Annotated in this window: 23 protein-coding genes and 1 pseudogene; 11 read left to right on the forward strand and 13 right to left on the reverse strand. The window is 73.4% G+C overall.

All coding sequences use genetic code 11. The annotated features are described in order from the left end of the window. Positions 1–453 precede the first annotated feature (453 nt). On the reverse strand, positions 454–1137 hold the full coding sequence (locus tag BEP24_RS00330) for a response regulator transcription factor (protein ID WP_065959085.1): 684 nt from the start codon (positions 1135–1137) through the stop codon (positions 454–456). A gap of 144 nt (positions 1138–1281) precedes the next feature. On the opposite strand from BEP24_RS00330, the gene BEP24_RS00335 reads away from it, so the two are divergent. Further along, positions 1282–1731, forward strand: a complete 450-nt coding sequence (locus BEP24_RS00335; protein WP_065959087.1) for a hypothetical protein — start codon at positions 1282–1284, stop codon at positions 1729–1731. Between the two features lie 189 nt (positions 1732–1920). Here the strand turns inward: BEP24_RS00335 and BEP24_RS00340 are convergent, their stop codons facing one another. The 3 genes from BEP24_RS00340 to BEP24_RS00350 all read right to left on the reverse strand — a co-directional run bounded on the left by BEP24_RS00340 (position 1921) and on the right by BEP24_RS00350 (position 5718). Next, a complete protein-coding gene (locus BEP24_RS00340; RefSeq protein ID WP_065959089.1) occupies positions 1921–3126 on the reverse strand; it encodes a GAF domain-containing protein in 1206 nt (401 codons plus the stop codon). A 172-nt stretch (positions 3127–3298) separates the two neighbouring features. Continuing rightward, positions 3299–4825 (reverse strand): FAD-dependent oxidoreductase, encoded by a 1527-nt coding sequence (locus tag BEP24_RS00345; RefSeq protein ID WP_065959091.1) that lies wholly within the window; start codon positions 4823–4825, stop codon positions 3299–3301. Beyond that, positions 4822–5718, reverse strand: a complete 897-nt coding sequence (locus tag BEP24_RS00350; protein WP_253181514.1) for a UbiA family prenyltransferase — start codon at positions 5716–5718, stop codon at positions 4822–4824. Before BEP24_RS00350 ends, BEP24_RS00345 begins: the two co-directional genes overlap by 4 nt. Positions 5719–5780: 62 nt before the next feature. Between BEP24_RS00350 and BEP24_RS00355 the strand changes: the two genes are divergently transcribed. Then, positions 5781–7046 (forward strand): glycosyltransferase, encoded by a 1266-nt coding sequence (locus BEP24_RS00355; protein ID WP_083229940.1) that lies wholly within the window; start codon positions 5781–5783, stop codon positions 7044–7046. 134 nt (positions 7047–7180) lie between these two features. Here BEP24_RS00355 and BEP24_RS17900 read toward each other — a convergent pair. Together BEP24_RS17900 and BEP24_RS00365 are read right to left on the reverse strand one after the other, a co-directional pair. After that, a pseudogene (locus BEP24_RS17900) lies at positions 7181–7507 on the reverse strand (DUF779 domain-containing protein); the annotation flags it as partial. Positions 7508–7614: 107 nt separating this feature from the next. Beyond that, positions 7615–9156 carry an aldehyde dehydrogenase family protein gene (locus tag BEP24_RS00365; RefSeq protein ID WP_065959094.1) on the reverse strand — a complete coding sequence of 514 codons (1542 nt, stop codon included), beginning with the start codon at positions 9154–9156 and terminating at the stop codon, positions 7615–7617. Between the two features lie 130 nt (positions 9157–9286). Between BEP24_RS00365 and BEP24_RS00370 the strand changes: the two genes are divergently transcribed. Both BEP24_RS00370 and BEP24_RS00375 read left to right on the forward strand, forming a co-directional pair. Beyond that, the gene (locus tag BEP24_RS00370; RefSeq protein ID WP_065959096.1) at positions 9287–10372 is read left to right on the forward strand and encodes a DUF6177 family protein; all 1086 of its coding nucleotides are present in this window, start codon (positions 9287–9289) and stop codon (positions 10370–10372) included. Next, a complete protein-coding gene (locus tag BEP24_RS00375) occupies positions 10362–10760 on the forward strand; it encodes a hypothetical protein (protein WP_065959098.1) in 399 nt (132 codons plus the stop codon). The genes BEP24_RS00370 and BEP24_RS00375 overlap by 11 nt, the downstream gene beginning before the upstream one ends. A 46-nt stretch (positions 10761–10806) precedes the next feature. Here the strand turns inward: BEP24_RS00375 and BEP24_RS16775 are convergent, their stop codons facing one another. Beyond that, a complete protein-coding gene (locus tag BEP24_RS16775) occupies positions 10807–11481 on the reverse strand; it encodes a hypothetical protein (RefSeq protein WP_171898684.1) in 675 nt (224 codons plus the stop codon). Positions 11482–12389: 908 nt separating this feature from the next. Here BEP24_RS16775 and BEP24_RS00390 point away from each other — a divergent pair. Continuing rightward, positions 12390–12866, forward strand: a complete 477-nt coding sequence (locus tag BEP24_RS00390) for a hypothetical protein (RefSeq protein WP_065959102.1) — start codon at positions 12390–12392, stop codon at positions 12864–12866. A 33-nt stretch (positions 12867–12899) separates the two neighbouring features. Here the strand turns inward: BEP24_RS00390 and BEP24_RS00395 are convergent, their stop codons facing one another. The 6 genes from BEP24_RS00395 to BEP24_RS00420 form a co-directional block, all read right to left on the reverse strand. After that, the gene (locus BEP24_RS00395) at positions 12900–13763 is read right to left on the reverse strand and encodes an SseB family protein (RefSeq protein ID WP_065959103.1); all 864 of its coding nucleotides are present in this window, start codon (positions 13761–13763) and stop codon (positions 12900–12902) included. Between the two features lie 5 nt (positions 13764–13768). Beyond that, positions 13769–14617 (reverse strand): hypothetical protein, encoded by an 849-nt coding sequence (locus BEP24_RS00400; protein ID WP_065959105.1) that lies wholly within the window; start codon positions 14615–14617, stop codon positions 13769–13771. 18 nt (positions 14618–14635) lie between these two features. Next, positions 14636–17119: a DNA/RNA non-specific endonuclease gene (locus BEP24_RS00405; RefSeq protein WP_065959107.1), complete on the reverse strand. Its 2484-nt coding sequence runs from the start codon at positions 17117–17119 to the stop codon at positions 14636–14638. Next, positions 17116–17460, reverse strand: a complete 345-nt coding sequence (locus BEP24_RS00410; protein WP_139197247.1) for a DUF6507 family protein — start codon at positions 17458–17460, stop codon at positions 17116–17118. Before BEP24_RS00410 ends, BEP24_RS00405 begins: the two co-directional genes overlap by 4 nt. Positions 17461–17615: 155 nt before the next feature. Next, positions 17616–17930: a pore-forming ESAT-6 family protein gene (locus BEP24_RS00415; RefSeq protein ID WP_065959111.1), complete on the reverse strand. Its 315-nt coding sequence runs from the start codon at positions 17928–17930 to the stop codon at positions 17616–17618. Between the two features lie 16 nt (positions 17931–17946). Beyond that, positions 17947–18363: a hypothetical protein gene (locus BEP24_RS00420; protein ID WP_366556872.1), complete on the reverse strand. Its 417-nt coding sequence runs from the start codon at positions 18361–18363 to the stop codon at positions 17947–17949. 134 nt (positions 18364–18497) lie between these two features. Here BEP24_RS00420 and BEP24_RS00425 point away from each other — a divergent pair, with 134 nt between their 5' ends. The 6 genes from BEP24_RS00425 to BEP24_RS00450 are packed head-to-tail and all read left to right on the forward strand — an operon-like array spanning position 18498 to position 26678. Beyond that, on the forward strand, positions 18498–19568 hold the full coding sequence (locus BEP24_RS00425; protein WP_065959112.1) for an FHA domain-containing protein: 1071 nt from the start codon (positions 18498–18500) through the stop codon (positions 19566–19568). Then, complete coding sequence (locus tag BEP24_RS17775) at positions 19561–19938, forward strand: hypothetical protein (RefSeq protein ID WP_065959114.1); 378 nt, start codon at positions 19561–19563, stop codon at positions 19936–19938. Before BEP24_RS00425 ends, BEP24_RS17775 begins: the two co-directional genes overlap by 8 nt. Continuing rightward, positions 19935–21263 carry an EsaB/YukD family protein gene (locus tag BEP24_RS00435; protein ID WP_065959115.1) on the forward strand — a complete coding sequence of 443 codons (1329 nt, stop codon included), beginning with the start codon at positions 19935–19937 and terminating at the stop codon, positions 21261–21263. Before BEP24_RS17775 ends, BEP24_RS00435 begins: the two co-directional genes overlap by 4 nt. Then, on the forward strand, positions 21263–22117 hold the full coding sequence (locus tag BEP24_RS00440; RefSeq protein ID WP_065959117.1) for a hypothetical protein: 855 nt from the start codon (positions 21263–21265) through the stop codon (positions 22115–22117). The genes BEP24_RS00435 and BEP24_RS00440 overlap by 1 nt, the downstream gene beginning before the upstream one ends. Continuing rightward, the gene (gene eccCa / locus BEP24_RS00445; protein WP_065959118.1) at positions 22114–26064 is read left to right on the forward strand and encodes a type VII secretion protein EccCa; all 3951 of its coding nucleotides are present in this window, start codon (positions 22114–22116) and stop codon (positions 26062–26064) included. The genes BEP24_RS00440 and eccCa overlap by 4 nt, the downstream gene beginning before the upstream one ends. Then, the gene (locus tag BEP24_RS00450; RefSeq protein ID WP_065959120.1) at positions 26061–26678 is read left to right on the forward strand and encodes a hypothetical protein; all 618 of its coding nucleotides are present in this window, start codon (positions 26061–26063) and stop codon (positions 26676–26678) included. Before eccCa ends, BEP24_RS00450 begins: the two co-directional genes overlap by 4 nt.

Consider the following 26678-nt stretch of genomic DNA (forward strand, 5'->3'; position numbering starts at 1 on the left):
CGGAGCCGCGGCCATCGCGACCCGCGGGTCCGGGGAGGGTCGCGGGGTCCGGCGGTCCGGAGCGCAGCTGGTCGGGCGTGGGTCCGGCGTCGACGGCCGCTCCGTCGGGTTGCACGATCCGGACCGACAGTCCCTGTGCGGACAGCCGGTCGGCCAGGTCGTCGGCGTCGAGCACGCCGACGAGGGCCGCCGCGGCCGAGGCACGGTCGCGCAGTCGGTCCTCGACCTGGGCGCGGAGCCGGGCGCCGAGGACCGCCTCGACCGCGACGACGAGTCCGGTGAGCAGGACGGCGAGGAGCACGAGCACGGCGACGACGGTGCGCAGCCGGAGCGACGGGGTGCGCAGGCCGCGCTCCCCCGCGGGAGCAGCCGTGCCCGCGGTGCCCGCAGCGCCCGCCGTGCGTGCAGCACCCGCGGCACCCGCGACACCCGCGACACCCGCGACACCCGCGGTCACGCTGCACCCCGGTCGACGCCGAGCCGGTACCCGAGGCCCCTGACCGTGTGCACGAGCCGGGGCCCGTGCGCCTCCATCTTGCGACGCAGCGCGCTGAGGTGGACCTCGACGAGGTTCCCCGCGACCGCGTCGTAGCCCCACACCTGCGTCGTGATCTGTCCCTTCGAGACCGTCCGGCCGCGGCTCTCGGCGAGGAAGCGGAGCAGCCGGAACTCCGTCGCGGTGAGGTCGAGCAGCACGCCGCCGCGCCGGACCGTCGCGCCCTCGGGGTCGATCACGAGGTCACCGACCTCGATCACGCTGGGCACGCGACCGCGCCGACGGAGCACTGCCGTCACGCGCGCGACGAGCTCGGCCATCGCGAACGGCTTCACCACGTAGTCGTCGGCGCCCTCGGCGAACCCGCGGAGCCGGTCGTCGAGCTCGTCCCGCGCCGTCATCATCACCACGGCGGCGTCCGAGCGGGCCCGGATGCGGGCGGCCAGGGCGATGCCGCTCGGGCCCGGCAGCATCCAGTCGAGGAGGACGAGGTCGGGGACCGCGCGCTCGAGGTCGTCGACGACCATCCGACCGTCGGCCGCGGCAGCGACGAGGTGCCCCTCGGCGCGCAGGGTCGTGACGACGGCGGTGCGGAGGGCGTCGTCGTCCTCGACCACGAGGATGCGTGCTGGTGCGTTCACGGCGGCAACCGTAGGTGGGTTCGGCCCGCACGGAGCATGGAGCGACCTGGACATCACCTGGACTTCAGTCCTGCTTCAGGTTCGGATCGGACCGTCGTCCTCGCCGGCGGACCGACCCGATCCGCCCGACGAACAGGAGAGACCATGCACGACGAACGACACGACCAGCCCACCGGTGACCGCCGTCGCCGGACCCTCCGTGCCGCGGGCATCGGCACCGCGGCCGCCGCGGTGCTCGTGCTCGGCGGGATCGGCGTCACTGCCGCGATGGCCGACGGGGGCGGGAACGCGCCGACGGTGACCGCACCGAGCGGAGCGCCCAGCGGTGCGCCGACCGGAGCGCCGAATGGCGCACCCACGCCCGGCGTCGGCGGCACGGACGCGACGGGCAAGGACGCGACCGGCAAGGACGCGAAGGGCAAGGACGCCGCGGGCCCCGGCGGATCGGCTGCGCCGGTTCCGGGGTGCGTCGCACTCCCGGCTCCCGGTGGCACCGCTCCGAAGCCGCCCGCSGACGGCRCGRCGCCGAAGGACGCGCCGGCCGCACCGGAGCAGGGCGACCAGGCGACCCCGGCCCCGACCTCCGGGTCCTGACCCGGACCGCACCAGGTGCGGGAGGCGCACCCGCCGGCCGGGCGGCCGTCGCGGTGCGCGCCTCCCGTCCGGGGTTCCGCCCACGGGAGCCGACCCGTCGACGCGGGGCGCGCCTCCCGGCCCCGGGTCCCGCATCCGCAGGTCGGCTCGGCTTCGCGGGGCGCGCCTCCCGGCCCGGTCCCGGACCCGTCAGCGGCGGTCGAGCGCCTCGATCGCGGCCACGAGTCCGGCCCGTCGCGGCGACCGCCGCGGCAGGGTCGCGAGGAGGGCACGGAGCACCTCCGGGTCCGCGGCACCGTCCGCCGTGCGCGACCACGCGTGCAGCGCCTCCGCGCCGCCGTCGGTGAGCACCGACTCGCGGAACCGCAGACGCACCGCGTCGCGCAGGTCGTCGACCCCCGGGGACGCCGAACCCGGCAACACCGGTCCGGGGTACCCGTCGACGGCCTGGAGGCGCGCCCCGCGGTCGAGCGCGGACAGCACCGTGTCGACGTCGGTGCGGATCCCGGTCAGGCGGTACGGACGCGACGTCAGACGCGCGTCCGGCGCGTGCTCCGCGAGGACGCGCCGCAGCCGCACCACCTCGGCACGCAGCGTCGGCACCGCGCGGCGGTCGCCGTAGACGGCGACCGCGAGGTCCTCGGCGGCGAGCCCGCCGGGCGTCGATGCGAGCACGGCGAGGACCTCGGAGTGCCGCTCCGACAGACGGACCGAGCGGTCGCCCGTCCGCAGGGTCGCGGTGTCGGACCCGAGCAGGTCGAGCTCGGACCGGACAGTGGTCCGGCGCCGGGCGACGCCCGCGGTGGGCTCCTCGGTCGCCGCTCCCGGCGGACGCCGCACGGCGGCGAGGGCGATCTGCGCCTCGGCCGCTGCGGCGGTGGCGGTGAGGAGCGGCAGGGTGTGCCGTTCGACGGCCCGGTCGTCGCCGGTGATGTCGAGGGCGCCCACGACCGAGCCGTCGGCCGCGTGGAGCGGGACCGCCGTACACGAGAACGCCTTGACGGCGGTGGCGTAGTGCTCCTCCGACCGGATCTGCACGCCGCGGCCGAGTCGGAGGGCCGTCCCCGGGGCGCTCGTGCCGACGTGGTCCTCCGCCCAGTCGGCGCCCGCGGTGAAGCCCATGTCCTCCGCGGCGCGTCGAGCGCGGCGGGCACCGTCGACCCAGACGATGCAGCCCGTCGCGTCGGTCACCGCGACCACGCAGCCCGCGGCGCGCACCTCGTCGAGGAGCAGCCGGCGGACCACCGGCAGGGCGGTCCCGATCGGACCCTCGGCGCGGAGGGCGTCGAGCTGGTCGTCGTCGAGGGCGAGGGCCGGGGTGCCGTCCGGGTCGACCCGGGACGAGCGACGCCACGACGCGGCGACGAGCGGGCGGAGACCGGCGGGGACGGGCACGTCGCCTCCCCTCGCAGGTCGCGGCCGCGTCGTCGCGGTCGGTGGGGTCAGCCTACGTCGGCCGTGGCTCGGGCGGTCGGGCGCGGTGCTGGCGGTCCGGCACCGGTCCGGCGCCGGTCCGGCGCCGGTCGGGCGAGGTCCGGGCGGGCGGTCGGTCGGTCGGTCGAGTCGGTCAGGCGCGGTTCGCGCGCAGCAGCCGGTCCACCGCGATCATCGCGCCGCCGACCACCGCGGGGATGCCGCCGCCGGGGTGCACCGACGCACCGACGCGCCACAGCCACGGCCGCCACCGGTCGTTGTACGACGGTCGGTGGAACGGCCCGCTCTGCCACGGCGGTCGCGCGGCACCGTACAGTGCGCCGTGCGGTTCGCCCAGGGTGCCGTAGTGCTGCGGGTCGAGCACGGTCTGTTCGTCGAGCAGGTCCGTGAGGGGTCCGTCGAGCCCCATCGCCCGGGACACACGGTCCACCTCGCGGCGCACGAAGGGGTGGTCGACCGAGTAGTGGCCGCCGTCGGCGGGTGCGGTGAGCAGGATGCCGAGGGTGCCGCGCGCGTTCGGGTAGACCTCGCCCGGGCGGTACTGGTTGACGAACACCATCGTGTCGGCCGGCTCGTCGCCCGCCTCGAGGCTGCGGTGGAGCGCGGCCGGCTTCGTCGGCAGCACCACGCTGTGGGTGGCGATCTCCGCCGGGAGTTCCTCGCGCAGCACGCCGTACAGGGCGACGGCCGAGCAGGACAGCGTGCGCGGGCGCAGTCGGGGCAGTGCCGGGACCCGCGACGGGCCGGTCAGCTGTGCGAGCCGGTCGGCGTCGAGCGCACTGACGACGAGGTCTGCGCGGTGGTGACCGAGGTCGGTGGTGACCGAACCGCGCTCGATGCGGGTGACGACCTCGCCGGTGCGCACCTCGCACCCGGCGGCCTCGGCCAGGCGCGTCAGCGCGAGCACGATCTCGTACACGCCCCCGCGCGGGACCCACGCCCCGGTCGCCGCCATGATCGCGGGCATGCTCGCGTACAGGGCCGGGGTGCGAGCAGGCGAGACACCGGCGTTCAGCGTGTGGATCGCGATGATCTCGCGCAATCCGTCGGGCAGCCAGGGCAGGCCGTCGAGGTAGGCGCGCGTCGTGAGGCGTGAGCCGTAGACGGCGAGCAGCCGGCGGACGGCCGGGAGCGCCGCACGGTCGAGCGGGTCGGCGAGCAGCAGTCGGGTGACGTCGTCGGCCAGCGGCGCGTGCAGCTCGGAGAACCGCCGCCACGCGGGGTACCAGGGGTGGTCCGGTGCCACCGGTAGGGAGGTCTCCTCGCCGGCGTGGTAGTACCGGCCCACCTCGGGCATCCGGACAAGATCGAGGTCGGCGTCGACCCGGTCGAGTGCGGCTCCGCCGTCGGCGCGCGACCGGTCGAGTTCGGCTCCGCCGTCGGCGCGCGACCGGTCGAGTTCGGCTCCGCCGTCGGCGCGCGACCGGTCGAGTTCGGCTCCGCGGTCGCCGAGGCGACGCAGCAGTTCGTCCCACACGGCGGGGAAGGTCACGAGCGAGGGCCCGGTGTCGATGCGCTCGTCGCCGAGCTGGATGCGGCGGCTCTTGCCGCCCAGCTCGCCGGACGCCTCCAGCAGGGTGACCCGGTGACCGGCACGGGCGAGCAGCGCGGCGGCGGTGAGGCCGCCGATCCCCCCGCCGACGACGACGACGCGGCTCACCGGGTCCCCCCGAGCACCATCGAGACCAGGAGCAGCACCCCGGCGAACGTCCCGCCGATGTACGGGAACGCCACGGACAGCCGGTACAGCCGGTGGCCGGTCGCCGGCGTCGGATCGCGGAACAGGCACACCACGAGCACACCCGCGATGAGGAGGTCGACGACGGCGACGGGCACGCTCACCACCGCGAAGAGCGCCACGGACACGAGCCACCAGGCGCCGCTCCAGAGCGCGGTCCCGCGTGGGCCGAGGAGCACGGCGGTCGTCGTGATGCCCGCATCCCGGTCCTCCCCGATGTCCTGCACCGCGTCGAACGCGTGCTTGGCGACGCTCCACGCCATGAGCCCGAGGGCGGCCGGCCAGACCGGCGTCTCCGCGAGGGCCGCTGGGACGATGACCAACGGCAGCGCGTAGGCCGCGTTGCTCAGGGAGTCGAGGAACGGACGCGCCTTGAACCGCAGCGGCGGCGCCGAGTAGAAGACGAAGACGCCGACGTACAGCAGGATCGCGGCGTTCGCGAGCGGCGGCAGTGCGACGAGGAAGTACACCAGGAACGGGACGTTCGTGACCGCGACCGCCCAGGCGATGAGCCGGACCTCGGACTGGCGGATCCGGGCACCCTCGATCGATCCCTTGCGCGGGTTGGTGGCGTCGGTGTCCTGGTCGTACACGTCGTTGACGCCGTAGATGAGCAGATTGAACGGCAGGGTGAGCCACAGGAGCACCGGCAGGGCGCGGACGTCGAACAGCGCGCCGGTGAGCCAGACGCCGACGAGACCGGAGCCGATCGTGTTGATCCACAGCACCGGCCGCGAGATGTGCACGAGTCGGCGCACGGCCGTGGCGGTCCCCGAGGGGGTGGTGCGCAGCATCCACTCACTCCCGTCGGTCACAGGGCCGAGGCTACCCGGTGCACCTCGACAACCGGCGGAGGCGCCCCCGCCACACTGGTCGTATGCGCATCATGCTGCTCACCGCCGGCACCCGCGGTGACGTCGAGCCGTTCGCGGCGCTGGCACGGCACGCCGTCGCGCGGGGTCACGAGGTCCGGTTGGCGCTGCCCGACGACGCCGCGGCGCCCGACGGGGTCGACTCCGTGCCGCTCGGTCTGGACGTGCAGCGGATGCTCACGCCGCGCGGCCGGACCCCGCTCGCACTCGCTCGTCACCTGCGCGTCGAGGTCCGCCCGGCGATGCAGCGGATGCTCGCCGCAGCCGTGCGGGAGAGCATCGCCTTCGCGCCGGACGTGGTGGTGCACCACCCGCTGGTGCTCAGCGCGCCGATGGTGGCGGACGCGCTCGGCGTGCCGCGGGTGCTCGTCGAGTTCGCCCCGGTCGCCACGGCGAGCGAGCGGATCCCCGCGGCCGGAGGGCCCACCGCGACCCGCGACCTCGGTGCGGCCAACCGGTTCACCTACGCCGTCCCGCGAGCCGCGGCACGGCTCTTCGACACCGACGTGGCCCGTGCCGCAGCGGAACTGCCGGGCGGCCGTCGTCCCGCCCACCGGACGGCGTCGAGCGCCGTGCTCATGGCCGTCAGCCCCACGCTGCTGCCGCGTCCCGACGACTGGCCGGCGCGGGTGCACCAGACCGGGGCCTGGTACGACGGCGCTGACGAGGCCGGAGCGGACGCGGCGGTGCGCGACTTCCTGCGGGGCGGTCCGTCCGTCGTCGCCTCCTTCGGGTCGATGGCCGTCGGCGACGCGACAGCCCGTGGTGCGGCGGTCGTCGCAGCCGCACGGGCACACGGGTTCCGGGTGTTGCTCGTGACCGGGTGGGGCGGCCTCGCACTGCCGACGGGAGGAGCCGACGACGACGTCCTGGCCGTCCGCTCGGTCCCGTTCGACGCGGTCCTGCCGCACGCGACGCTCGTGGTGCACCACGGCGGGGCCGGGACCTCGCACGCGGTCGCCCGGGCGGGTGTGCCGGCGGTCGTCGTGCCCGTCACCGCCGACCAGCCGTTCTGGGCAGCGCAGCTCCACCGCCAGGGTGTCGCCGCCGCCCCGGTCCCGCTGCGCCGTGTGTCGGCCGACACACTCGGCCGCGCGATGGGCGACGCGCTGTCGCGTCGCGGACGTGCGGCCGAGGTGGGGCGGGCCGTGCGGCGGGAACAGGGGGTGCAGCGGGCGGTCGACGTGCTCGAGTCAATCGGAGCCGGGTCGACGTCGGACGTCGTGGGCCCACCGTCGGGGTCGGTGCGGGCATCCGCCGGCGGGCCGTGACGTCCTCAGCCTCGGGCTGCCGTCCGGGGGTGCGCCGCGGGTTGCGCGGCCGTCGGCTGCTCACCCGTGGGTTGCTCTGCCGCCGGCTGCTCACCCGAGGGTTGCCCTGCCGTCGGCTGCTCTGCCGTGGGCAGGAGCCCGAAGGCGCGGAGCTCGGCGTCGGTGAACATCCGTGACCGGGTGAGGAACCGCTTGCCCTCGGGGACCTCGACGGAGAACCCACTGCCCCGACCCTCGACCACGTCGATCGTCAGGTGCGTGTACTTCCAGTACTCGAACTGGGAGCGCGACATGTACACCTCGACCGGAGCCGTGCCCGCCACCTCGAGCGTCCCGAGCAGCACGTCGCCCGGTCCGGTCCGGAACATGCCGACGGGGTAGCACATCGGACTCGAGCCGTCGCAGCAGCCACCCGACTGGTGGAACATCAGGGGGCCGTGCCGGGCGGCGAGGGAGCGCAGGAGCTCCTCCGCCGCCGGCGTGACCGCGACCCGGTCCGGGACCGTCCCGGCGGCGGGGCCGGTCCCCTCGGACCGGCCGACGGTGGCACCGCCGTCCGGCAGCGGCATCAGAAGAACCCCATCGGACCCTCGGCGTACGACACGAGCAGGTTCTTCGTCTGCTGGTAGTGGTCGAGCATCATCTTGTGGTTCTCGCGCCCGACGCCGGACTGCTTGTAGCCGCCGAACGCCGCGCCCGCCGGGTACTGGTGGTAGGTGTTCGACCAGACGCGACCCGCCTGGATGTCACGGCCGGCCCGGTAGAGCGTCGTCGCCTCGCGGCTCCACACCCCGGCACCGAGGCCGTACAGCGTGTCGTTGGCGATCCGGATCGCGTCGTCGTAGCCGCTGAACCGGGTCAGGGCGAGGACCGGGCCGAAGATCTCCTCCTGGAAGATCCGCATCGCGTTGTCGCCCTCGAACACGGTCGGGGTCACGTAGTAGCCGCCGCTGAGTTCCCCGCCGAGGTCGGCGCGCTCGCCGCCGGTGAGCAGCTTCGCGCCCTCCTGCTTGCCGATGTCGATGTAGCTCAGGATCTTCTCGAGCTGGTCGTTCGACGCCTGCGCTCCGATCATGGTCGACAGGTCGAGCGGGTGGCCCTGCTTCACGGCGCGGACACGGTCGAGGCCGTCGGCGACGAACCCGTCGTAGATCTCCTCCGCGACGAGCGCCCGCGACGGGCAGGTGCAGACCTCGCCCTGGTTGAGGTTGAAGAAGGCGAACCCCTCGAGGGCCTTGTCGTAGAACGCGTCTCGTTCCTGGGCGACGTCTGCGAAGAACACGTTCGGGCTCTTCCCGCCGAGTTCGAGTGTCACCGGGATGAGGTTCTGGGAGGCGTACTGCATGATGAGCCGCCCCGTGGTGGTCTCTCCCGTGAAGGCGACCTTCCGGACGTCGGGGTGCTGCGCGAGCGGCGCGCCGACCTCGAAGCCGAACCCGTTGACGACGTTGAGGACGCCGGCGGGGAGCAGGTCCTCGATGAGTCCCAGCAGCACGTGGATGGAGGCCGGCGTCTGCTCGGCGGGCTTGAGCACCACGCAGTTGCCGGCGGCGAGGGCGGGGGCGAGCTTCCACACCGCCATCAGGATCGGGAAGTTCCACGGGATGATCTGCGCGACCACGCCGAGCGGTTCGTGGAAGTGGTAGGCGACGGTGTCGTGGTCGATCTCCCCCGTCGAGCCCTCCTGTGCCCGGATCGCCCCGGCGAAGTACCGGAAGTGGTCGATCGCGAGGGGGATGTCGGCGCCGAGGGTCTCGCGGATCGGCTTGCCGTTCTCCCACGTCTCGGCGACGGCGAGCATCTCGAGGTTCTGCTCCATCCGGTCCGCGATCCGGTTGAGGATGTTCGCGCGCTCGGTGACGCTCGTCCTCCCCCACGCCGGGAACGCCTTCCAGGCCGCGGCGACGGCCTTGTCGACGTCCGTGGAGTCACCCCGGGCGACCTCGGTGAAGGTCTTGCCGGTGACCGGGGTCGGGTTCTCGAAGTACTGCCCACCTGTCGGCGGGACGTACTCCCCGCCGATGTAGTGGTCGTACCGGGGGCGGAAGGAGACGAGCGCTCCGTCCTCGCCCGGCGCGGCGTAGGTGGTCGGCGATGCTGCGATGGTCATGGTGGTGCCCTCTCGACGACGGTGTCGACGGCGCACGGTCTGCGCGCCTCGGTCGGGAGGCTACGACCGCCGAGGTTGCACCCGGTTGCGAGCAGTCCGGTCCGACGGGGGCCCCGGTATGGTCGGGTGCATGGGGATGCAACACCCGCTGGTGGACGGGACCGGTGACGGCTACGTGGTCAGCGAGACCGTCGGGCCGATCGTGGCCCTCACGCCGATGCGTGCCGACCTCGTCGTCCAGGCCACGGCCGCCGGACTGCGGGTGGTGTTCCTCACCCCCGAGACCACCCGGCTGACCGAACCCTTCCGGCAGGTCCTCGACGCGGCCGACGGACGCTGGGTCGTCCGGTCGGCCGAGGGCGCGCTCCGTGACGGGTCGACCGGTACGGCGCTGCTGGGAGTCGCCGACGCCTTCCGCGCTCCGGGGACGACCGACGCCGTCGACCCGCGCTACCTCGAGCTCCCTCGTCCGGAGCAGGTGCAGTTCGTGGTGTCGGCGTCGATCCGACACCGCGCCGACGCCGGAACGCGTCTCGGACGTGCGTGGGAGACCTTCGCGGCGCTCGGACCCGGCTCGACACCGGCCGGGTGGGGCACCCACGAGCCGGTCGAAGCCGACTGGGACAAGGACACGCTGACGGCGGCGGCACGCGGCAGGATGCCGGCGGACGCGCGGTTCGTCGTCGTCGGGGACGCCGGCGCACCACTCGCCGGTTCGGTGACCGCGCGACGGACCGAGCACGGTGTCGAGGAGGTCGTGGCCGGCCTCGTCGGCGTCGGAGCACCGGGGACCCCGGAGGTGCAGCGCGCGCACGACGCCGCGACCGTGCTCCTCGCCGACCTCTGCAGCACGGCCCTCCCGCTCGTCGCGCTCGTCTTCGCGCGGGTCGGGTCACGCGACCTGACCCTCCGACCGGTGCTCGAGCAGGAGCCGGAGCCGGTCGCGATGCTGCTCGGAGCACCCGCCGTGCGGGGGCTCGGGCTCGACGTCGACGAGATGCGGGATCGCTTCGGCGCCGAACGCGTCGGTCGACCGCGCGTCCCGTCGCTCGTCCTGCGGTTCCGGGACGGACCGTCGCGCCCGGACGCCACCGGGTGGGAACGCCTGCGACCGGTCGTCGACCACCTCGGACGCGATGCGGTCGAACGCCTCACCGGCCGCGACTTCGGTGCGGCACGGACGACCGGACCGGAGGGAGACCGCGATGCCTCGTGAGCTGACCGTCATCGGTCCGACGCTCGTCGGTGATGCTGAGTTCCATCCGGCCGCCGAAGCCGTCGGCCACGGCATCGGTCTCCGACTGGAACGCGACGGACTCGTCGGGCGGTTCAGCGATGCCGAGGGCCGTGTCGTCGCGACGGTGCAACACCCCCGCCGGATCCGATCGGAGTCGGAGGTGCGCCGACTCCTGCCTGACATCGTCGAGCTCCCCGCCCAGGCCGAGGGCGGCGGCTGGTGGTGGACCGACGTCTTCGTGCCGCTCCACGACGAGGACGACGGGACGACGCTCCTGGGCGCCGAACCGCTCGGGGTCGCGCTCGCGCGGTCGATCGCCGAGCACGCGGGTGGAGTGCTCTCCGGATCGGACGAGCAGCGCTCCTGAACGGAACGGGTTCCCGGCGAAGGTCAGCCGGGTTCCTCCGCACGCCTCATCGCTCGAACCGTCGTGCGAGCTGCCAGTCCACCAGATCCGTGATCGCATCCGTCACGTCGTCCTCAGCCCCCTCAGGACCGTTCGGCGAGCCCGACTCGGCCGCGAGCGCAGCACACGCCGACTCGTCTTCGACGAACCGGGTGAGCAGGGCGTTCGTCGCCGTCTCGGCAACCTGCTCCAACGCGCGGTCGTCCACCTCGCGCCGCAGCAGCTCCGTCGCCGGGGTGTCCGCACGCAGTGCCCGCACGATCTCCTCGGACACCGCATCGAACACCGCCGACCACCGCGCCGACGACGCCAGCCCCGCACGCGACGGCGGCCACGTCGGAGCCACGCCGATCGCCCGCTCGACGGCAGCACCATCCTCGGGCTCGCTCCCCGCGGCCTCGCTGCCCACCAACGCCCGCAACCACGCCGGCACGTACTCCGGAGACCGCGGGTGCCGCCGCAACTCATCCGCCCACGACTCGTCGAGCGGCACGGTCAGGTGCACGTCCGCCGGGTCCAGATCCGGGATGAGTCGGTCGAACCAGATGCGTTCGTCGTGGTTGTAGGAGAACGCAGCGGAGCCGTCGGCGCGGTCCAGGTCCAGCGTCGCCGAGAACCACGTGCCGCGGTCCGGCTCGTTCATGACCTCGCGCAGCTCCTCCCAGAGATCCCTGAAGGGCATGCGGAGGCGGATGGCCTCGAGTGAGCCGTCGGGTCGAGTGCAGCGCCCGACGGAAGTTCCTTCGCCACCGACCCGAGCGACAGTGAACCGCGCTGTCGTCCACTCACGTTGCTCGAGCAGACGACGTGCCTCCGCGGCGATGGTCGCTTCGATCTGTTCTTGCTTGGGCAACACTGTCCTCGTGGTTCGGTGGACATCGGGCTCTGGAGTCGTGCCGCGACCGTCCTGGCCGGACCCGCGTGCCACGGCCTCGCCCCCGACCAGCTCCCGCAACCACGCCGGCACGTACGCAGGAGACCGAGGATGCCGCCGCAACTCATCCGCCCACGACTCGTCGAGCGGCGACGTCAAATCCATGTCTGCCGGGTCGAGTTCGGGGATCAGCCGATCGAACCAGATGCGTTCGTCGTGGTTGTAGGAGAACGCGGCGGAGCCGTCGGCGCGAACCAGGTCGAGCGTCGCCGAGAACCACGTCCCGCGGTCCAGCGCGCCATGACCTCGCGGAGCTCCTCCCAGAGGTCGGCGAGCGGGCTCGGGACTTCTATCGGCTCGAGCACCCGACGGGCATCCGCGGCGATGGTGGCTTCGATTTGCTGCTGCTCCGTCGACACTGTCCTCGTCCTCGCCCTCGTCATCGTCCTCATCTGGCGGCCCCCAGAATCAGGGCCGGTCGCATGGCTGCCCTGGACGGCCTCGCGCTGCGCGTTCCCGTCCCCGACCAGCGCCCGCAACCACGTCGGAACGCACTCAGGACTTCGCGGCTACCCCTCGAGCTCATCGATCCACTGGTCAGTGGTGGGTCGCCTCGGCTCGTTGCGCGGTGGACAATCGTCGGGAAACGGGCACGTGGTTCACGGCACGGCGGGCCGTTCCGTGGCGGAAGCTGCACCAGGGGTAGCCTCTGCCCCGTGGACCTCACTCCCTCGCACGCCTTCCTGCAGGCCGTCGCGGTCCTCCACCGGCGCGGATGGGAATCCGTGCGCGTGTTCACCGAGCTGTACGAGATCGGCGACTGGCGCTGCTGGCTCCATGCTTCGGGATGGCGATCAGGAAGACGACCGTTCCGACTCGGCCTGTACATCGGCGCCGACGACTGGGAGATGCCGTTCCCCCACGATCCGTCGGCCTCGATGACGCCAGACGAGATCGCCGACGCCCTCGAACTCGACCTCGACGCGCGCGGGCGTGAGCCGGATCCAGAGTACGGCCCCTGGTACGCCGACCTCATCCGACAGCGCTCGCCGAACCTGTTGCCCCTGTGGCGAGGCGGCGGCGTCCGTCCGGACGTCGTTCCGAGTGCGATGAGCGCGGACGGCGAGATCGTCGTGCTCGACCTCCCGCCGGAACCGCCAGAACCAGCCCGTTCGACCGGTACGCGTTCCTGAGCAGACGACCGTCGGCAGGACCGCATCCCTGGGTCAGCGCGCCCACTCCGGGACGTACCGTTCCGCGCGCCCCTGCGCGATGAACTCCGACCGCCAGGCTTCGAGGCCCGGCGCTGGTTCGGCGTCCGTCCGAGCAACGCGCGGATCGGGCGCGCCGAAGTCGAGCCGGTCGTCGTAGACGAACGAGTACGAGAACGACCCCGCTGAGGTCAGGTGCAGTTCGGCACCGATCCACGTCCCCTTGTCCGGGACGGCTGCGGCCTGCCGGAGTGCACGGAACTCATCGACCATCGGGTCTGGGACCGGCACCGCGACGGCCTGGCCGCCGGACTCGACGCGACCCCGCGTGGTGTGCTCGCTCCCGCAGAACGCCACGAAGAAGTCGGCCGTCTCGAACGCAGGCCCCTGCATCAGCCACCGGTGAGCGTTCCCCGCGAGGGTCGTCTGTACTTGCTGCGCGGCGACCAAGGACCCCCCCGGCGCGGGCTCGGGCGCCGCAGGCCGCTGATCCGCAGCGCCCGTCGCCGGCGCGAGCAGCTCCGCAGGGATCTGCGGGCGCAGGTGTGCGACCAGGCCGATCGGCAGGTGGAGTTCCTGCGGCCCGGGGTTGACGAGCACGCCGTGGTCCGGATCGGCCAACTCGATGACCCGCGCTCCGTTCAACACGACGACCTGGTTTGCCGTCGGCAGGTCCACCTGCAAGCTGTGCTGCTCCCCGGTGAAGACCACGAGTGCCGGTCCGTCATCGAAACGCTTCGCGATCGGGAACGCCGTGTCACCGTCGATGTTCATCGGCACGAGGAGCGGGCTGCTCATGAAGTGGTTCACGAACGCACCGAGCGACGACGGGTCCACGAGTGCCTGCTCGAGCTGGGCGTCGAGCTCCGGGTTCTCCATGCCGCTCACTGCTCGAACCGCCGTGCGAGCTGCCAGTCCACCAGATCCGTGATCGCATCCGTCACGTCGTCCTCAGCCCCCTCAGGACCGTTCGACGAACCCAACTCCGCCGCGAGCGCAGCACACGCCGACTCGTCTTCGACGAACCGGGTGAGCAGGGCGTTCGTCGCCGTCTCGGCAACCTGCTCCAACGCACGGTCGTCCGCCTCCCGTCGCAGCAACTCCGTCGCCGGGGTCTCCGCACGCAGTGCCCGCACGATCTCCTCGGACACGGCATCGAACACCGCCGACCACCGCGCCGACGACGCCAACTCGGCGCGCAACGGCGGCCACGTCGGCGCCGCAGCGATCGCCCGCTCGACGGCAGCATGGTCCCCGGATGCTCGCTCCGCGTCCTCGCTGCCGACCAGCTCTCGCAACCACGTCGGCACGTACTGAGGCGACCGAGGGTGCCGCTGCAACTCGTCCGCCCAGGACTCGTCGAGGGGCATGGTCAAGTCCATTTCCGCCGGGTCCAGGTCCGGAACCATCTGGTCGAAGAAGACCCGGTCCTGCCAGTTGTAGGACACTTCGGCCTCCACAGGCTCCCGCATCAGGTTGATCTTCATCGAGAACCACGTCCCGCGTTCCTGGCTCGCACAGGAGTCGTGGAAGGCCCACCACTTCCGTGTGAATGCGAGCGCGGGCCAGAGCACCCCGGTCGATCCGTCTGGACGAACGAACTTGCCGACGACGGAGGCTTCAGGGCCGACGAAGGCACCCTCGAACTGCGCGGAGACCCAGTCCTCCTGGGCCAGAAGGTTCCGGGTTGCTTCCACCAGGGTGGCTTCGTCGTCCGGTGTTCCTGTGCTCACGTCACTCCTGGTCGTTGATCACGGTGTCGGGATGTTGCTGAACGGTCGGACACGGAGCGGTCCGTCTCCGACCTGCCACCTCACATCGTACAAATCGGGTCGAAGGTTCTTGCCCGCATACTCCAAGTTGACCTCGACTCTGACGGACTTCCCTGAATCGATCGCCGCCGCCCACTGGTTCTCGAGTGCCTTGTACGAGCCGAGGTTGACCTTGCTCCACTGCGCGGTGAGGTTGATGCCTTCACCGGGACCACCGAACAGGGTGGCGAAGATGTGACCGCCGTGGTCGACGTCGAGGCGGTCATCGCCACCTGCGGTCTTCTGCTGACCGCCGTGCCGGTTCCGGTCCTCGAGCTGCTTGACCACCTGGTCGAGGTGGCCCTCGGCGTGGACGACCCGCGCGTGCTCGTCGGTCTCGTAGACCCACTTGCCGCCGTCGATCTCGTAGCGCGTGTTCGGCTCAATCGCCTTGTGGTAGAGGTCGGTGTTCCAGCCACCCTTGGCACCCGAGTCGAACTGCAGCACCGTCCGCTCGACCCCGTCCTTCCCGACGTGGGTCGTCGGCGACGGGTCGTGGGCGCCGGTCCCGTCCGCGGACTGCGGAGGCTGCGACTCGTCGTGCGCCGACGACGGCGCATCGTCGCGCCCGGTGACCGGAGACTCATCACGAGCGCCCGCAGGACTGTCGTGCTGCCCAGCCGTCGGAGCGTCACCGCGATCCGCCGCCGGAGCGTCGCCGTGCCCGGCGGTGGGGGCGTCACCACGTTCACCGGTCGGAGCGTCACCCCGCTCAGCCGCCGGAGCGTCACCACGACCAGCAGCCGGAGCATCATCCCGCGCGACCGACGGCGCATCGCCCCGCTCAGCCGCCGGAACGTCACCACGACCAGCAGCCGGAGCATCATCCCGCGCGACCGACGGCGCATCGCCCCGCCCCGCGGTCGGGCTCTCGCCGCGCGGCGCCTCGACGTGCGGAGCCGGAGCGGGATCCGCATGCGTCGTCGGCACGTCGACCTTGCCGGCATCGCTCGCCAGGTCGACGCTCGTCGTCGGCAGGTCGCCCTCGCGCGCGATCTTCGCGACGTCACCCGCGTCGACGCCCTTCCCGAGGTTCGCCAGGTCCCCGACGGTGACGCCCTTCGCCGCGTTCACGAACTCGTCAGCACCACGGGCAGCCCGCGCCGCGTCGTCCGCGAACCCACCGGCGCGCGCGACGTCACCCGCGGCGTCGGCAGCCGCAGCGGTCGCGTGGGCGCCCGCACTGGCCTCGCCGGCCCCCGGGATGAACATCGTGCCGATGTTGAACGCGCTCGCACCGAAGGTGCCGCCGGGGTCGTCGACCCACGACTGCGCCGGGTTGTAGCCGTCCCACGAGGAGGCTTCCCACCACTGCTCGGGCAGCTTCAGCCCGACGAGTCCGCCGACGGTGTCCGCCAGGGCGGTCGTGTCGTCGTGGCCCCAGTCGGACAGGAACTGCTGGGTGTCCTTCGGCAGGAAGTCACCGATCGGGGTGTTGCCGAGGGTGTTCACGACCGTGCCCACCGGGGACAGCGCCGAGGCGAGGTGGCCCAGCCCGAGCCACGAGCCCCCGTAGGTCTGTCCGGCGCGGTCCCAGGCGTCGTCGACCATGTCCTTCCGCCCGACGACCGCACCGACGATCGCCTCGGAGAACCACGGGACCCCGGTGCCGTCCCAGCCGAGGAGCAGCGAACTGAGCCCCTTCGCCATCCCGCCAAGGCCGTCGACGACGACGCCCTTGACGAGGTGCGCCGGGAAGCCCGCGGCCTTCTCACCGCAGGACTCCTTGCGGTCCCCGGTCGAGCCCCAGGGCGTGTCGATGTCCTGCTCGCCCGCCCACGGCATCGACGCCTCGGCCTCGGCCATGATCTGCTGCGGCGACTTCTGGCCGGTCCCGGGCAGCGGTGCGAGGCAGGCGGCGCCGAGGATCGCGTTCGCGCACTGCTGCTGCGCGGCGAGCCACTCCTCGGCCAGGTCGGCGCCGCGTCGGATCAGCCGGTTGTTCTCGTCGACCATGTCGGGGTCCTTGTCCCAGGACGTGATCTCGACCTTGGTCCCCGTGAGCAGGCTGACGCCCATGGTGCTGACCGCCTGGGAGGCGATCACGTAACCGTCCTCGGAGTCCTGCCACCGCGGCTGGAAGTTCTTCGCGCGGTGGACGAAGTCCTCGGCCTCGGTCTTGAGGGCGTCGAGCTTCGTCTTGATCTGCGCGAGGGTCTCGGCGTAGGTGGTGAGCGCCGTGGCCACCGAGGACAGTCCGTCCCCCAGCGCGGTGGTGGCGGTGCCGACGGGCGTCATCACGGAGTACAGGTGCTCGGCACCGTCGGACTGGTACGAGCCGGAGATCGCCTGCCAGGCGCGGACGGTGTCACCGCCGCCCGTGCTCACGGTCGAGGCGAGGGTCGCGAGCGTCGAGGCCCCGGAGGACACCGCAGCGGCGTCGATCTTCGCGCCCGGCAACGCGTCCGGGTCGATGAGGCTCACTGCGCGACCCCGAGGATCGAGAGGTCACCGTTCGCCGCCGCACGGCCCGCGTTCGTCTCCATCGTGGCGGCGATGTCCTCGTCGCCGTGGACGACCGCGTTCGTCGCCGCGACGGCACCGTCGATCGCCGCCGGCACGTGGCGCGTGATCGTCGTGACGTTCCCCGACATCGCGTCGAAGAACTTCGACAGCGCGCCGTTGATCAGCTCGGACTGGGCGCCCGTCGCGACGGTCTGCACGGTGCCGTCGATCTTGCCGAGCGCGTCCATCACGGGCTGGCTCTTGGACGCGACGTCCGTCAGGACGCTCTTCACCCCTGCGGGGTCGACTCTGTACGTCATGGCTCACCTCTCACGCCGTCGGCCAGGACGGCCGAAGGACGTGGACTCGCCGTCGGCCAGGACGGCCGAAGGACGTGGATTCGCCCTCGGCCAGGACGGCCGAAGGACGTGGACTCGCCCTCGGCCGGGATGCCGAGGGATGCGGAATCGGGTCGTCAGCCGATGCTGTCGACGGCGCTCTTGGCCTTCTGGACGGTCTGCTGCGCGGTCTGGTCGGTGGACTGCAGCGAGGTGCGGAGGGTCGAGATGATGCCCCGGACCTCGGTCGCCGCGTTCTTCCAGCGGAGTTCCTTCGACTGGTACTCGTCGGACACGCCGTCGGCCTGGTAGTCGCTCATCGCGGCGCGCACGTCGGCGTCGCGCTGGTCGATCAGCGCCTCGAGCTGCGCGGCGAGCCGGTTGAAGTTGTCCTGGGCGCTCTGCGACGCGGCGACGTCGTAGTCGCGGCGGTCTGCCTGGTTCCCTGCCATGGTCGTCCCCCTCGTCTCAGTGACCGGCGCCGAAGCGCGCTGCGTCGAAGTTCACGGTGCCGGCCGCCTGCGTGGCGTCGTCCGCCATCTGCTGGTCGCCCTGGCCGAACGCGGTGTCCATCCCGCCGATGCCGCTGAGGACCGCGGCGAGTGCCGCGTTCAGCTCGTTGGCGACCTGGTCGGACTGTGCCTTGAAGCGGTCGAACGCCGCACGGCCCGCACCGTTGAACTTGCCCTGGAGGGGTTCGGCCGCGGCGAGCAGTGCCTTGACCTGCGCGCCGAGGTCCTGCGAGGCGCTCCCCGTCCTCTTGCCGAGCTGACCGAGTGTGTCGGCCCCCATCGCGAACTTCACGTCGTCTTCCCCTCGATCGGTCGTGCGTCCCTGGTTCAGCGAGCAATTGTCGTCGATCCCCACCCCCCGTGCAAGGGACACGCGCTGAACCTGGACGATGGTTCAGGGCGTCCGCGGTCCGGCCGGACCGCGGACGCCCTCGGGGCCGGCCCTGCGCGCGGCCGGACTGCTAACGTCGGACGCCTGCAACCACGCGGATCCACGGGGAGGAACCGATGCCGAGCGCGCTCGTCGGCTCGTTGAGCTGTGCACGGTGTTCCCGCATCCTCGCGTCCGGTGAGCGGTTCTGCACGCGGTGCGGCGCCCCGCAGGTCGCCGCCGCAGGCGGTGCCGCGACGTCGACCGCAGCCGGTCTGCTCACGGGGGTCGTGCCCGCGAACGCGACCCGACGGCGGACAGCGGTCCTCGTCGACGTCCTGGCCACGGTCCTCCCGGCCGTCGCCGTGGCGCTGGCCGCGCCGTCCGCGGAGCCGGCCACGCGCACCGCCTGGGGCGTCGCCACGGCGGTCCTGGTGCTCGTCGCGCAGCTCGTCGCGACGGCCCGGTCGGGACGCACCGTCGGGCTCGCGGTGTGCCGAGCCCGCCGTGTCGACGTCCTCACCGCACTCCCACCGGCACCGCTCACGGCCGTCCGCGGCGCGCTCGTCCCGTGGTCGGCGCCCGCCACCATCACCGCCGACCTGCGGCGTGGGCGCGACCCGCTCACCCCGGCGCGGGTCCCGCTGGACCGTCAGGAGCTCGGACCGGCGGTCGTACCCGTCGCGACGGGTCCGGTCGAGGGACGCCGCGCCGCTCGGACGCGACCGCCGGCGGGGACCGCGACGCACGCCGCCGGACAGCCGGACACCACCGGACGGGGTTCGGCCGGGAGCAGCCGTCGTGGCGGTCGGGACACCGCCCGCCTGCTCGACGTGCGGCTCGTCCCCGGCACCGGGGACGCGATCGTCGTCCGGGGCACCGTCCTGGTGGGTCGGCGACCCGAGTCCGACGCCCCGGACGTGACGGTGCTGGCGCTCCCGGACATCGCGCGGACCCTGTCCCGGAACCACGCGGTGCTCGAGTGGGCCGACGAGCTGCTCTGGGTGACCGACCTGCACACCACCAACGGCACGACCATCACGTCACCCGAGGGGACGGTGCAACCGCTCGTCCCCGGGCAGCGCACCGCTGCGGCCCTGGGGTGGCGGGTCGAGCTCGGTGAGCGCACCTACACCGTGACCGCCGGCACCCGGGCCGTGCCCGCGGTCCCGCGACCCGACCACGAGGAGACGACGGCACGTGCCTGACAACGACGACACGATCCTGCTCGAGTCCGTCCGGACCCACCGGGTGCGGCTGCGCGGTGCGTTCCTCATCGGCGGGCTCGACGAGCGCCGATCCGTGAACGACAACGTCCGGCGGCTCATCGGGAGCGTGGTCCTCGCGGCCGTGGTCTGCGCGGGCTGCGTGGGGACCGCCTTCGTCCTCGGCGCCATCCGCGACGGGCAGGTCGGGGGTGCGACGACGACGGTGCCGTCGAGCCCGGCGACCCCGGCGAGGGCCGCCGGAGCGGCCACGTCCCACGGGAGCGCGGCATCCACCGAAGCCGTTGGGGCGGCCGCAGCCACAGGGTCGACCGCCCCCGTCGGTCCCGCCACGTCGGGAGGGGACCGGTGACCGACTTCACGCGCCTCACCGTCGTCGGTGCCACGCGCCGCGCGACGCTCGTCATCCCGAGCGACGAGACCCTCGGCTCGCTCGTCCCCCGCCTCGTGGAGCTGCTCGACGAGCGCGTCGCCCCGGTGGCGCGACCGCTGACCCTCCTGCGCGCGACCGGCGAACAGCTCGACACCACCGCGACCGCCGCCGAGCAGGGCGTGCTCGACGGCGAGGTGCTCCGGCTGCTCCGCCTCGACGAGGCACCGCCGCCGCCCGAGGTCAGTGACGTCACGGACGCCGTGAGCGACGCGCTCGGGGCGCGGGCCGGGCTCTGGGACGCCCGGGCTCGGCTCCTCGTCGGCGCCGTCGGGACCGGCGCGCTGACCCTCGCCGCCGGCACCACCGCGCTCGGCGCTCCCGGGCTCGGGGCCGTCCCGGCGGTCGCCTGGCTGGTCTGCGTGCTCGGCGGCACCGGGATCGCCCTCGCCGGCGCCCGCACGGTCGCGTGGACGCTGCTCGGCGCGGCCCTCGGTCTCGCCGTGCCCGCGGCAGCCGACCTGGAGGCGCTGCTCACCTCCTCCGGTCCGTCCGGCTCGGTGACACCCGCCCTCGCCGCGCCGGTCGCGACGCTCGTCTGGCTCGCGTTGTTCCTGGTCGCCGGGCTCGGGCGCCGCTCCGCGTCGGCCGCGCTCGGCTCCGCCGTTGGCGTCGTCGGCGCGGGTGCCGCGACGTTCCTCGCCCTGACACCGATGACCGCGGCCGAGGGCGCGGGCGTCCTCGCCACGGCAGCCGTCGTCGTGGTCGGACTGGTCCCCTGGTACGCGATGTCCCTCTCCGGGCTCACCGGCCTCGACGACCAGGTGATCGCCGGCCGCCTGGCACAGCGCAGCACGGTGCTCACCACCGTCGACCGCGCCTACCGGACCCTCACCTGGTCGACGTTCGCCGTCGCGTCGACGCTCGGGATCGCACTCGTCGGTGTGGCGGGCGGACCGGGACCCTGGGCACCGTGGCTGGGGGTGGCGCTCGTCCTCGTGACCGTCCTCCGCACCAGGGCGTTCCCCCTCGCGACCCAGGTCGGAGCGCTCTGGGCCGCGGTCCTGCCCGGCGTCGTGGTCGGCGTATCCCGGCACCTGCACGGGACCGACGGTGTCCTCGGCACCGCGGTGCTGACGGGGCTCGCGGTGGTCGTCGCCCTGCTCGTGCTCGTCACCCCGGCGCGACACCAGCGTGCATCCCTCCGACGGCTCGGCAACGTGCTCGAGACGCTCTCGGTCGTCGCGCTCGTCCCGCTCCTGCTCGGCGTGTTCGGCGTCTACGAGCAGCTCCTCGGGGCGTTCTGATGGGCGCGCTCGGTTCGCTCGTCCGCTCTGCGCCGGCGGCCGTGTTCGGAGCCACCGCAGCACGCACCAGCGTGCTGCGGGACGCCGACCGCGCGGTCCGGGCGCCCCTGGCGCTCAGCCGACGGGTCGGCTTCGTCCAGCTCACCGGCGGTGTCGGCGCGTCCACCACGGCCGCCCTCGTCGCGAACCTGGTCGCGCACCGCCGCTCGGGACCGGTCCTCGGGGTCGACGCGGCGGCCGGCGGCCGGTCGATGCTGTGGCACGCCGGGCTGCCCGACACGGCCGCGCAGGGGACGGACCCCCGCCGCCTCGACCCGGTCAGCACCGCCGACGCCACCGCGGGGCTCGTCCGCGCCGGATCCGGGCTGTACGCGCTCGACGTCCGTCCGACGCCGGTCGACGACGAGCAGGGTGCGCCGCCGCGCCAGGCGACCGAGTCGGCGTGGGCCGATGCCGTCGCCCCCGTGACGCGCTTCTTCGACGTGGTCTGCACCGACTGGGGCGTCCGACCTCCGGGCGTCGACCTCACCGCGGTGGCGTACGCCAGTCACGCGGTCTGCCTGGTCGCCCGGAGCGAGCGGGTGTCGCTCGAGCGCGCGGTCGCCGTGGTCGAGGCCGTGCGCTCGCTCGAGCACGCCCCGGTCGTCGTGGTCGCGGCCGTCGACCTCGGCGGTGGTGGGTCGCAGGCCGTCGACGCCGTCCGCTGGCCTCCGGGCACGGTGTTCGCGGTGCCGACGGACCGTGCGCGCCGCAGCGACGTGCCGCGGTCCAGCCGCGACCTCACCGTCGCGACCCGCACCGCCCACGTCCGCCTCGCCGCCGCGCTGCTCACCCCCGGGAGGACCGCACGATGACCCGTCGCCTCGTCCACCGCCCGACGCGCGTGAGCCGACCGCTCCGCGAGGAGCCGACCGAGCACCTCGCTCCCCCGCCCGCGCTCCCGGAGGGGCCCGTCGGCGGCATCCCCATCCAGACGCTGCTGCCGGTCGTCGGCTCGCTGTCCTCGATCGTGATGATCGTGGTGCTCCGGAACGCGAACCCGGTGTTCATGGTGATCGGCGCCGTGGTCCTCGTCGTCGCACTGGTCGGCGGCGTCGGCATGGCGCTCTCGCAGCGCGGCAACCAGGCCAGGACCCGACGGTCCCAGCGTGAGCGCTACCTCGACTTCCTCGAACGGACCCGCACCGAGATGCGGGCGCGGGCGCGCGAGGTCCGGGCGAAGGCGACCGTGCTCAACCCCGAACCCGACGCCCTGGTCGAAGTGGTCCGCGACCCGGCACGGCTGTGGGAGCGCCGCCGCGGCCACGACGACTTCCTGCGGGTCCGCACCGGGCTCGGGGACGTACGGTGGTTCGACCTCGTGCTGCCCGACGACGACAACCCCGTGCAACCGTTCGACCCGATCATGCTCGACGAGGCGAGCACCGTGGTCCGGCACTACGCCACGGTCGCGGGCATGCCGGTCACGGTCGACCTCGACCGGGCCGGGCACGTCGCCGTGATCGGCGACCGCGCCCGGGTCCTCGAGGTGGCCCGCGGCATGATCGCGCAGCTCGCAGCGTTCCACTCCCCCGAGGACCTGCACCTCGCCCTCGTGCACCCGGCGGGGGTCGCCGACGACTGGCGCGGCTTCGACCTCCTGCCGCACGCGGTCGACGACGAACTGCTCGACGGCGACGTGCCCGCGCGCCGCATCGCTCCGGACGTGCCCGCCCTGCTCGGTGTCGTCGGCGGCGAGCTCGCGGACCGGGCGCAGTTCGCGGCGACCGCGAAGCGCAGCGCCGGCACGAGCGACCAGGCCGAGAACTCCCGGCTCGTCGTGTTCGTCGACGACCACGGGCACGTCGCCTCCGACCTGCCGGTACCCGACGCCGACCTCGGGCTCGCCGACCTGCAGGTCACGACCGTGCACCTGCTGTCCGACCGCCTGCACGAGCCGTCGGACGTCACGGTGCGCGTGGTCGTCGACGACGAGGTGGCGACCGTCACCGACGCCCGGCGCGAGGCCGACGGCGAGGTCGTCGAGACGCGCTTCCGCACCGACCGTGTCCCGGCGTCGACCTTCGAGACGCTCGCACGCGAACTCGCCCCGCTCCGGCTCAGCCTGACCGCGCAGGACGCCGCGGAGTCCACCGAGGGCATCGGGATCGCCGAGCTCCTCGGCATCGAGGACGTCACCGAGGTCTCGCCCGAGCAGGTCTGGCTGCCGCGGTCGCCCCGCGATTTCCTCCGCGTCCCGATCGGGCTGGACGACTTCGGCGCCCCGGTGCTGCTCGACCTCAAGGAGTCGGCGCAGCTCGGGATGGGGCCGCACGGCATCTGCATCGGGGCCACGGGCTCCGGCAAGTCGGAGATGCTCCGCACGCTCGTCCTGGGGTTGGCGCTGTCGCACTCGCCCGAGGACCTCAGCATGGTGCTCGTCGACTACAAGGGCGGCGCCGCGTTCGCCCCGTTCGCCGGGCTGCCGCACGTCGCGGGCATCATCGACAACCTCGAGGACGACGCCGGGCTCATCGAACGTGCCCGCGCGTCGATCGCCGGCGAGGTGGTCCGACGCCAGCGGGTGCTCCGCGACGCCGACAACGCGCCGTCGATCACGCACTACCGGGAGCTCCGCACCCAGCGTCCCGACCTCGCCCCGCTCCCGCACCTGCTCCTCGTGATCGACGAGTTCGGCGAGCTGCTCACCGCCGAGCCCGAGTTCATCGAGCTGCTCATGACGATCGGCCGCATCGGTCGCTCGATCGGCGTGCACCTGTTGCTGTCGAGCCAGCGCATCGAGGCCGGTCGTCTCCGCGGCCTCGACACCTACCTGTCGTACCGGCTCGGGCTCCGGACGTTCTCCGAGGCCGAGAGCTCGACCATCCTCGACCGCCCGGACGCCTTCCACCTCCCCGCGATCCCGGGCTACGGCTACCTCAAGGTCGACACGTCCGTCTACCGTCGGTTCCGTGCCGGGTACGTGTCCGGCCCGGTCGAGGCGAGCGCCGCGCGGACCGAGGCGTCGACACGCCCCGAGCCGGTCCTCCTGCCCGTCTTCAACACGCTCGCCGCGGAGCAGGACCCGTCGCGGTCCGCCGCCGAGCCGGAGCTGCGCCGACCGCAGACCGGCCGCGCGCTCGTCGACGAGGCCGTCGAGCGCCTGCTCGACGCCGACCGGACGACGCGACCGATCTGGTTGCCGCCCCTGCCCGGCCGGCTGGCCCTGTCCCGTGTCGTGACCGAGCGTCTCGAGGGCACCCCGGCACTGCGGATCCCGCTCGGGTTGCTCGACGACCCGTCCGACCAGGCGCAGCGTCCCTGGTCCCTCGACCTGACCCGTGCGGGCGGCCACGCGGCGGTCATCGGGGCTCCGCAGTCCGGCCGGTCGACGATGCTCCGGTCGGTCGCCGCCGCGACGGCCCTGACGACGACCCCGCAGCAGGTGAGCATCTACGGGCTCGACCTGACCGGCAGCGGCCTGGCGCGCATCGAGGGCTTCCCGCACGTCGGCGGCGTCGCGACCCGCGCCGACCCGGCCACGATGCAGCGGCTCCTCGAGGAGCTGCAGCTCATGCTCGCGACCCGCGAGCGGGTGTTCCGCGTGCACGGCGTCGACTCGCTCGACGCCCTCCGTGCCCGGCACGCCGACGGTGACCTGCCGGAGCTCCCGAGCGCGGAGGTCGTCCTGCTCGTCGACGGGTACGGCGCCGTGCGGGACGAGTACGAACTGTTCGAGCCGATGATCGCGGAACTGCTGCAACGCGGCTCCGGTCTCGGCGTGCACGTCGTGGTCACCCTGACCCGGTGGAACGAGCTGCGCATGGCCGTCCAACCGCTCGTCGGCACCCGTGTGGAACTCCGACTGAACGACCCCGCCGACTCGGTCGTCGACCGCAAGCTGTCCCAGACGATCCGCCCGGACCAGCGCGGCCGGGCGATCACCGAGGAGCGTCGCTTCGTCCAGCTCGCCCTGCCGGTGATGGAGGACGTCGCGGACGACGAGGTCGCCGACGCACTCGAGGCCCTCGCCCGCCGGGCGGCGGCGAGCTGGAGCGGGCCCGGTGCCGCGCCGATCCGCCTGCTCCCCAGCGACTACGAGCCGTCCGACCTTCCGGACCCGTTCGAGGAGCCCGACCGCGTGCCGTTCGGCCTCCGGCAGGACACCATGCAGCCGGCGTTCCTCGAGCTCGCGGACCGCGACCAGCACCTGCTCGTCTTCGGCGACTCGCGCTCCGGCAAGACCACGCTGCTGCGCGGTGTCGTCGAGGGTCTGGTCGACCGCCACGCCCCCGACGAACTCGTCGTCGCGGTGATGGACAGCCGCGGCGGCCTGACGGACGTCTGCCCGGACGACTACCTGGGCGGCCAGGCGACCAGCGCGCTCGAGGCGCGGTCCCTCGCCGCCGCCATCGCGGAGGAACTCGCGAAGCGGCAGGCCTCGAGCGACCGCAGCGCCGGTCCGCGGATCGTGGTCGTGGTCGACGACTTCGACATCCTCGCCAGCGGCGGCACGCAGCCGTTGGAGCCGCTCCTGCCGTACCTCCCGTCCGCCCGCGACCTGCGGCTGCACGTCCTCGTCGCCCGTCCGGTCGCGGGACTCCAGCGGGCGTTGTTCGACCTCACGCTCCAGGCGCTGCGCGACACCGGTGGCAGCACGTTCCTCATGTCCGGCGAACGGAGCGAGGGGCAGATCGCGCCCCAGGTGTACGCCGAGCCGATGACCCCGGGCCGCGGACGCATGCTCCGCCGCGGTGAACGCGCGTTCATCGCCCAGGTCGCGCACTTCGGTGCCCCCGACCGGACCGGGGGCGAGGCATGACGACCGCGCCCGTCCCGGTCCGCATCGTCGTCGCCGGCACGGCCGGCGGCGTCGGCACGACCACCGTCGCCGCCCTGCTGTTCGAGGCGCTCCGGCGGGCGTCGACCGTCGGCGCACCGGTGCTGTACGACCACTCCGGCGGTGACCTCGGCCTCCGCCTGCCCAACGGTGACGACGTCTCGGCCGTCGACGACACCGTCGCGGTGCACGACGCCGGCCCCCACGCGATGCGGGGCGGGCTCGACGCGCTCACGTCCCCGTCGGACCTGCTCGTGGTCGTCGCGCCGGCGAACGCCGCGGGCCTCGCCGATGCCGACCTCCTGGTCGAGGCTGCCGCGCGACGGTCGGGCCTGACCGCGGCGACACGGATCGTCGTCGTCGTCAGCGCCGCGACCGGTGACGCCCTCCGCGGGAGCGCGGTCGAGGCGTTCCGTGCGCGGCACCACCACGCCGCGGTGCTGCGACTGCCGGCCGACCCGGCGCTCGCGGTCGGCGGCCGCATCCCGTCCTCACGCCTGACGGCGAGCACCCGACGGGCCCTCGCCGAGTTCGACCGCCGCACGGTCGGGTTGCTCGCGACGCAACGCCGGGGCGGTCCCGCGGGTACCGTCTGA

Source organism: Curtobacterium sp. UCD-KPL2560, from assembly GCF_001705035.1.
Taxonomy (GTDB): domain Bacteria; phylum Actinomycetota; class Actinomycetes; order Actinomycetales; family Microbacteriaceae; genus Curtobacterium.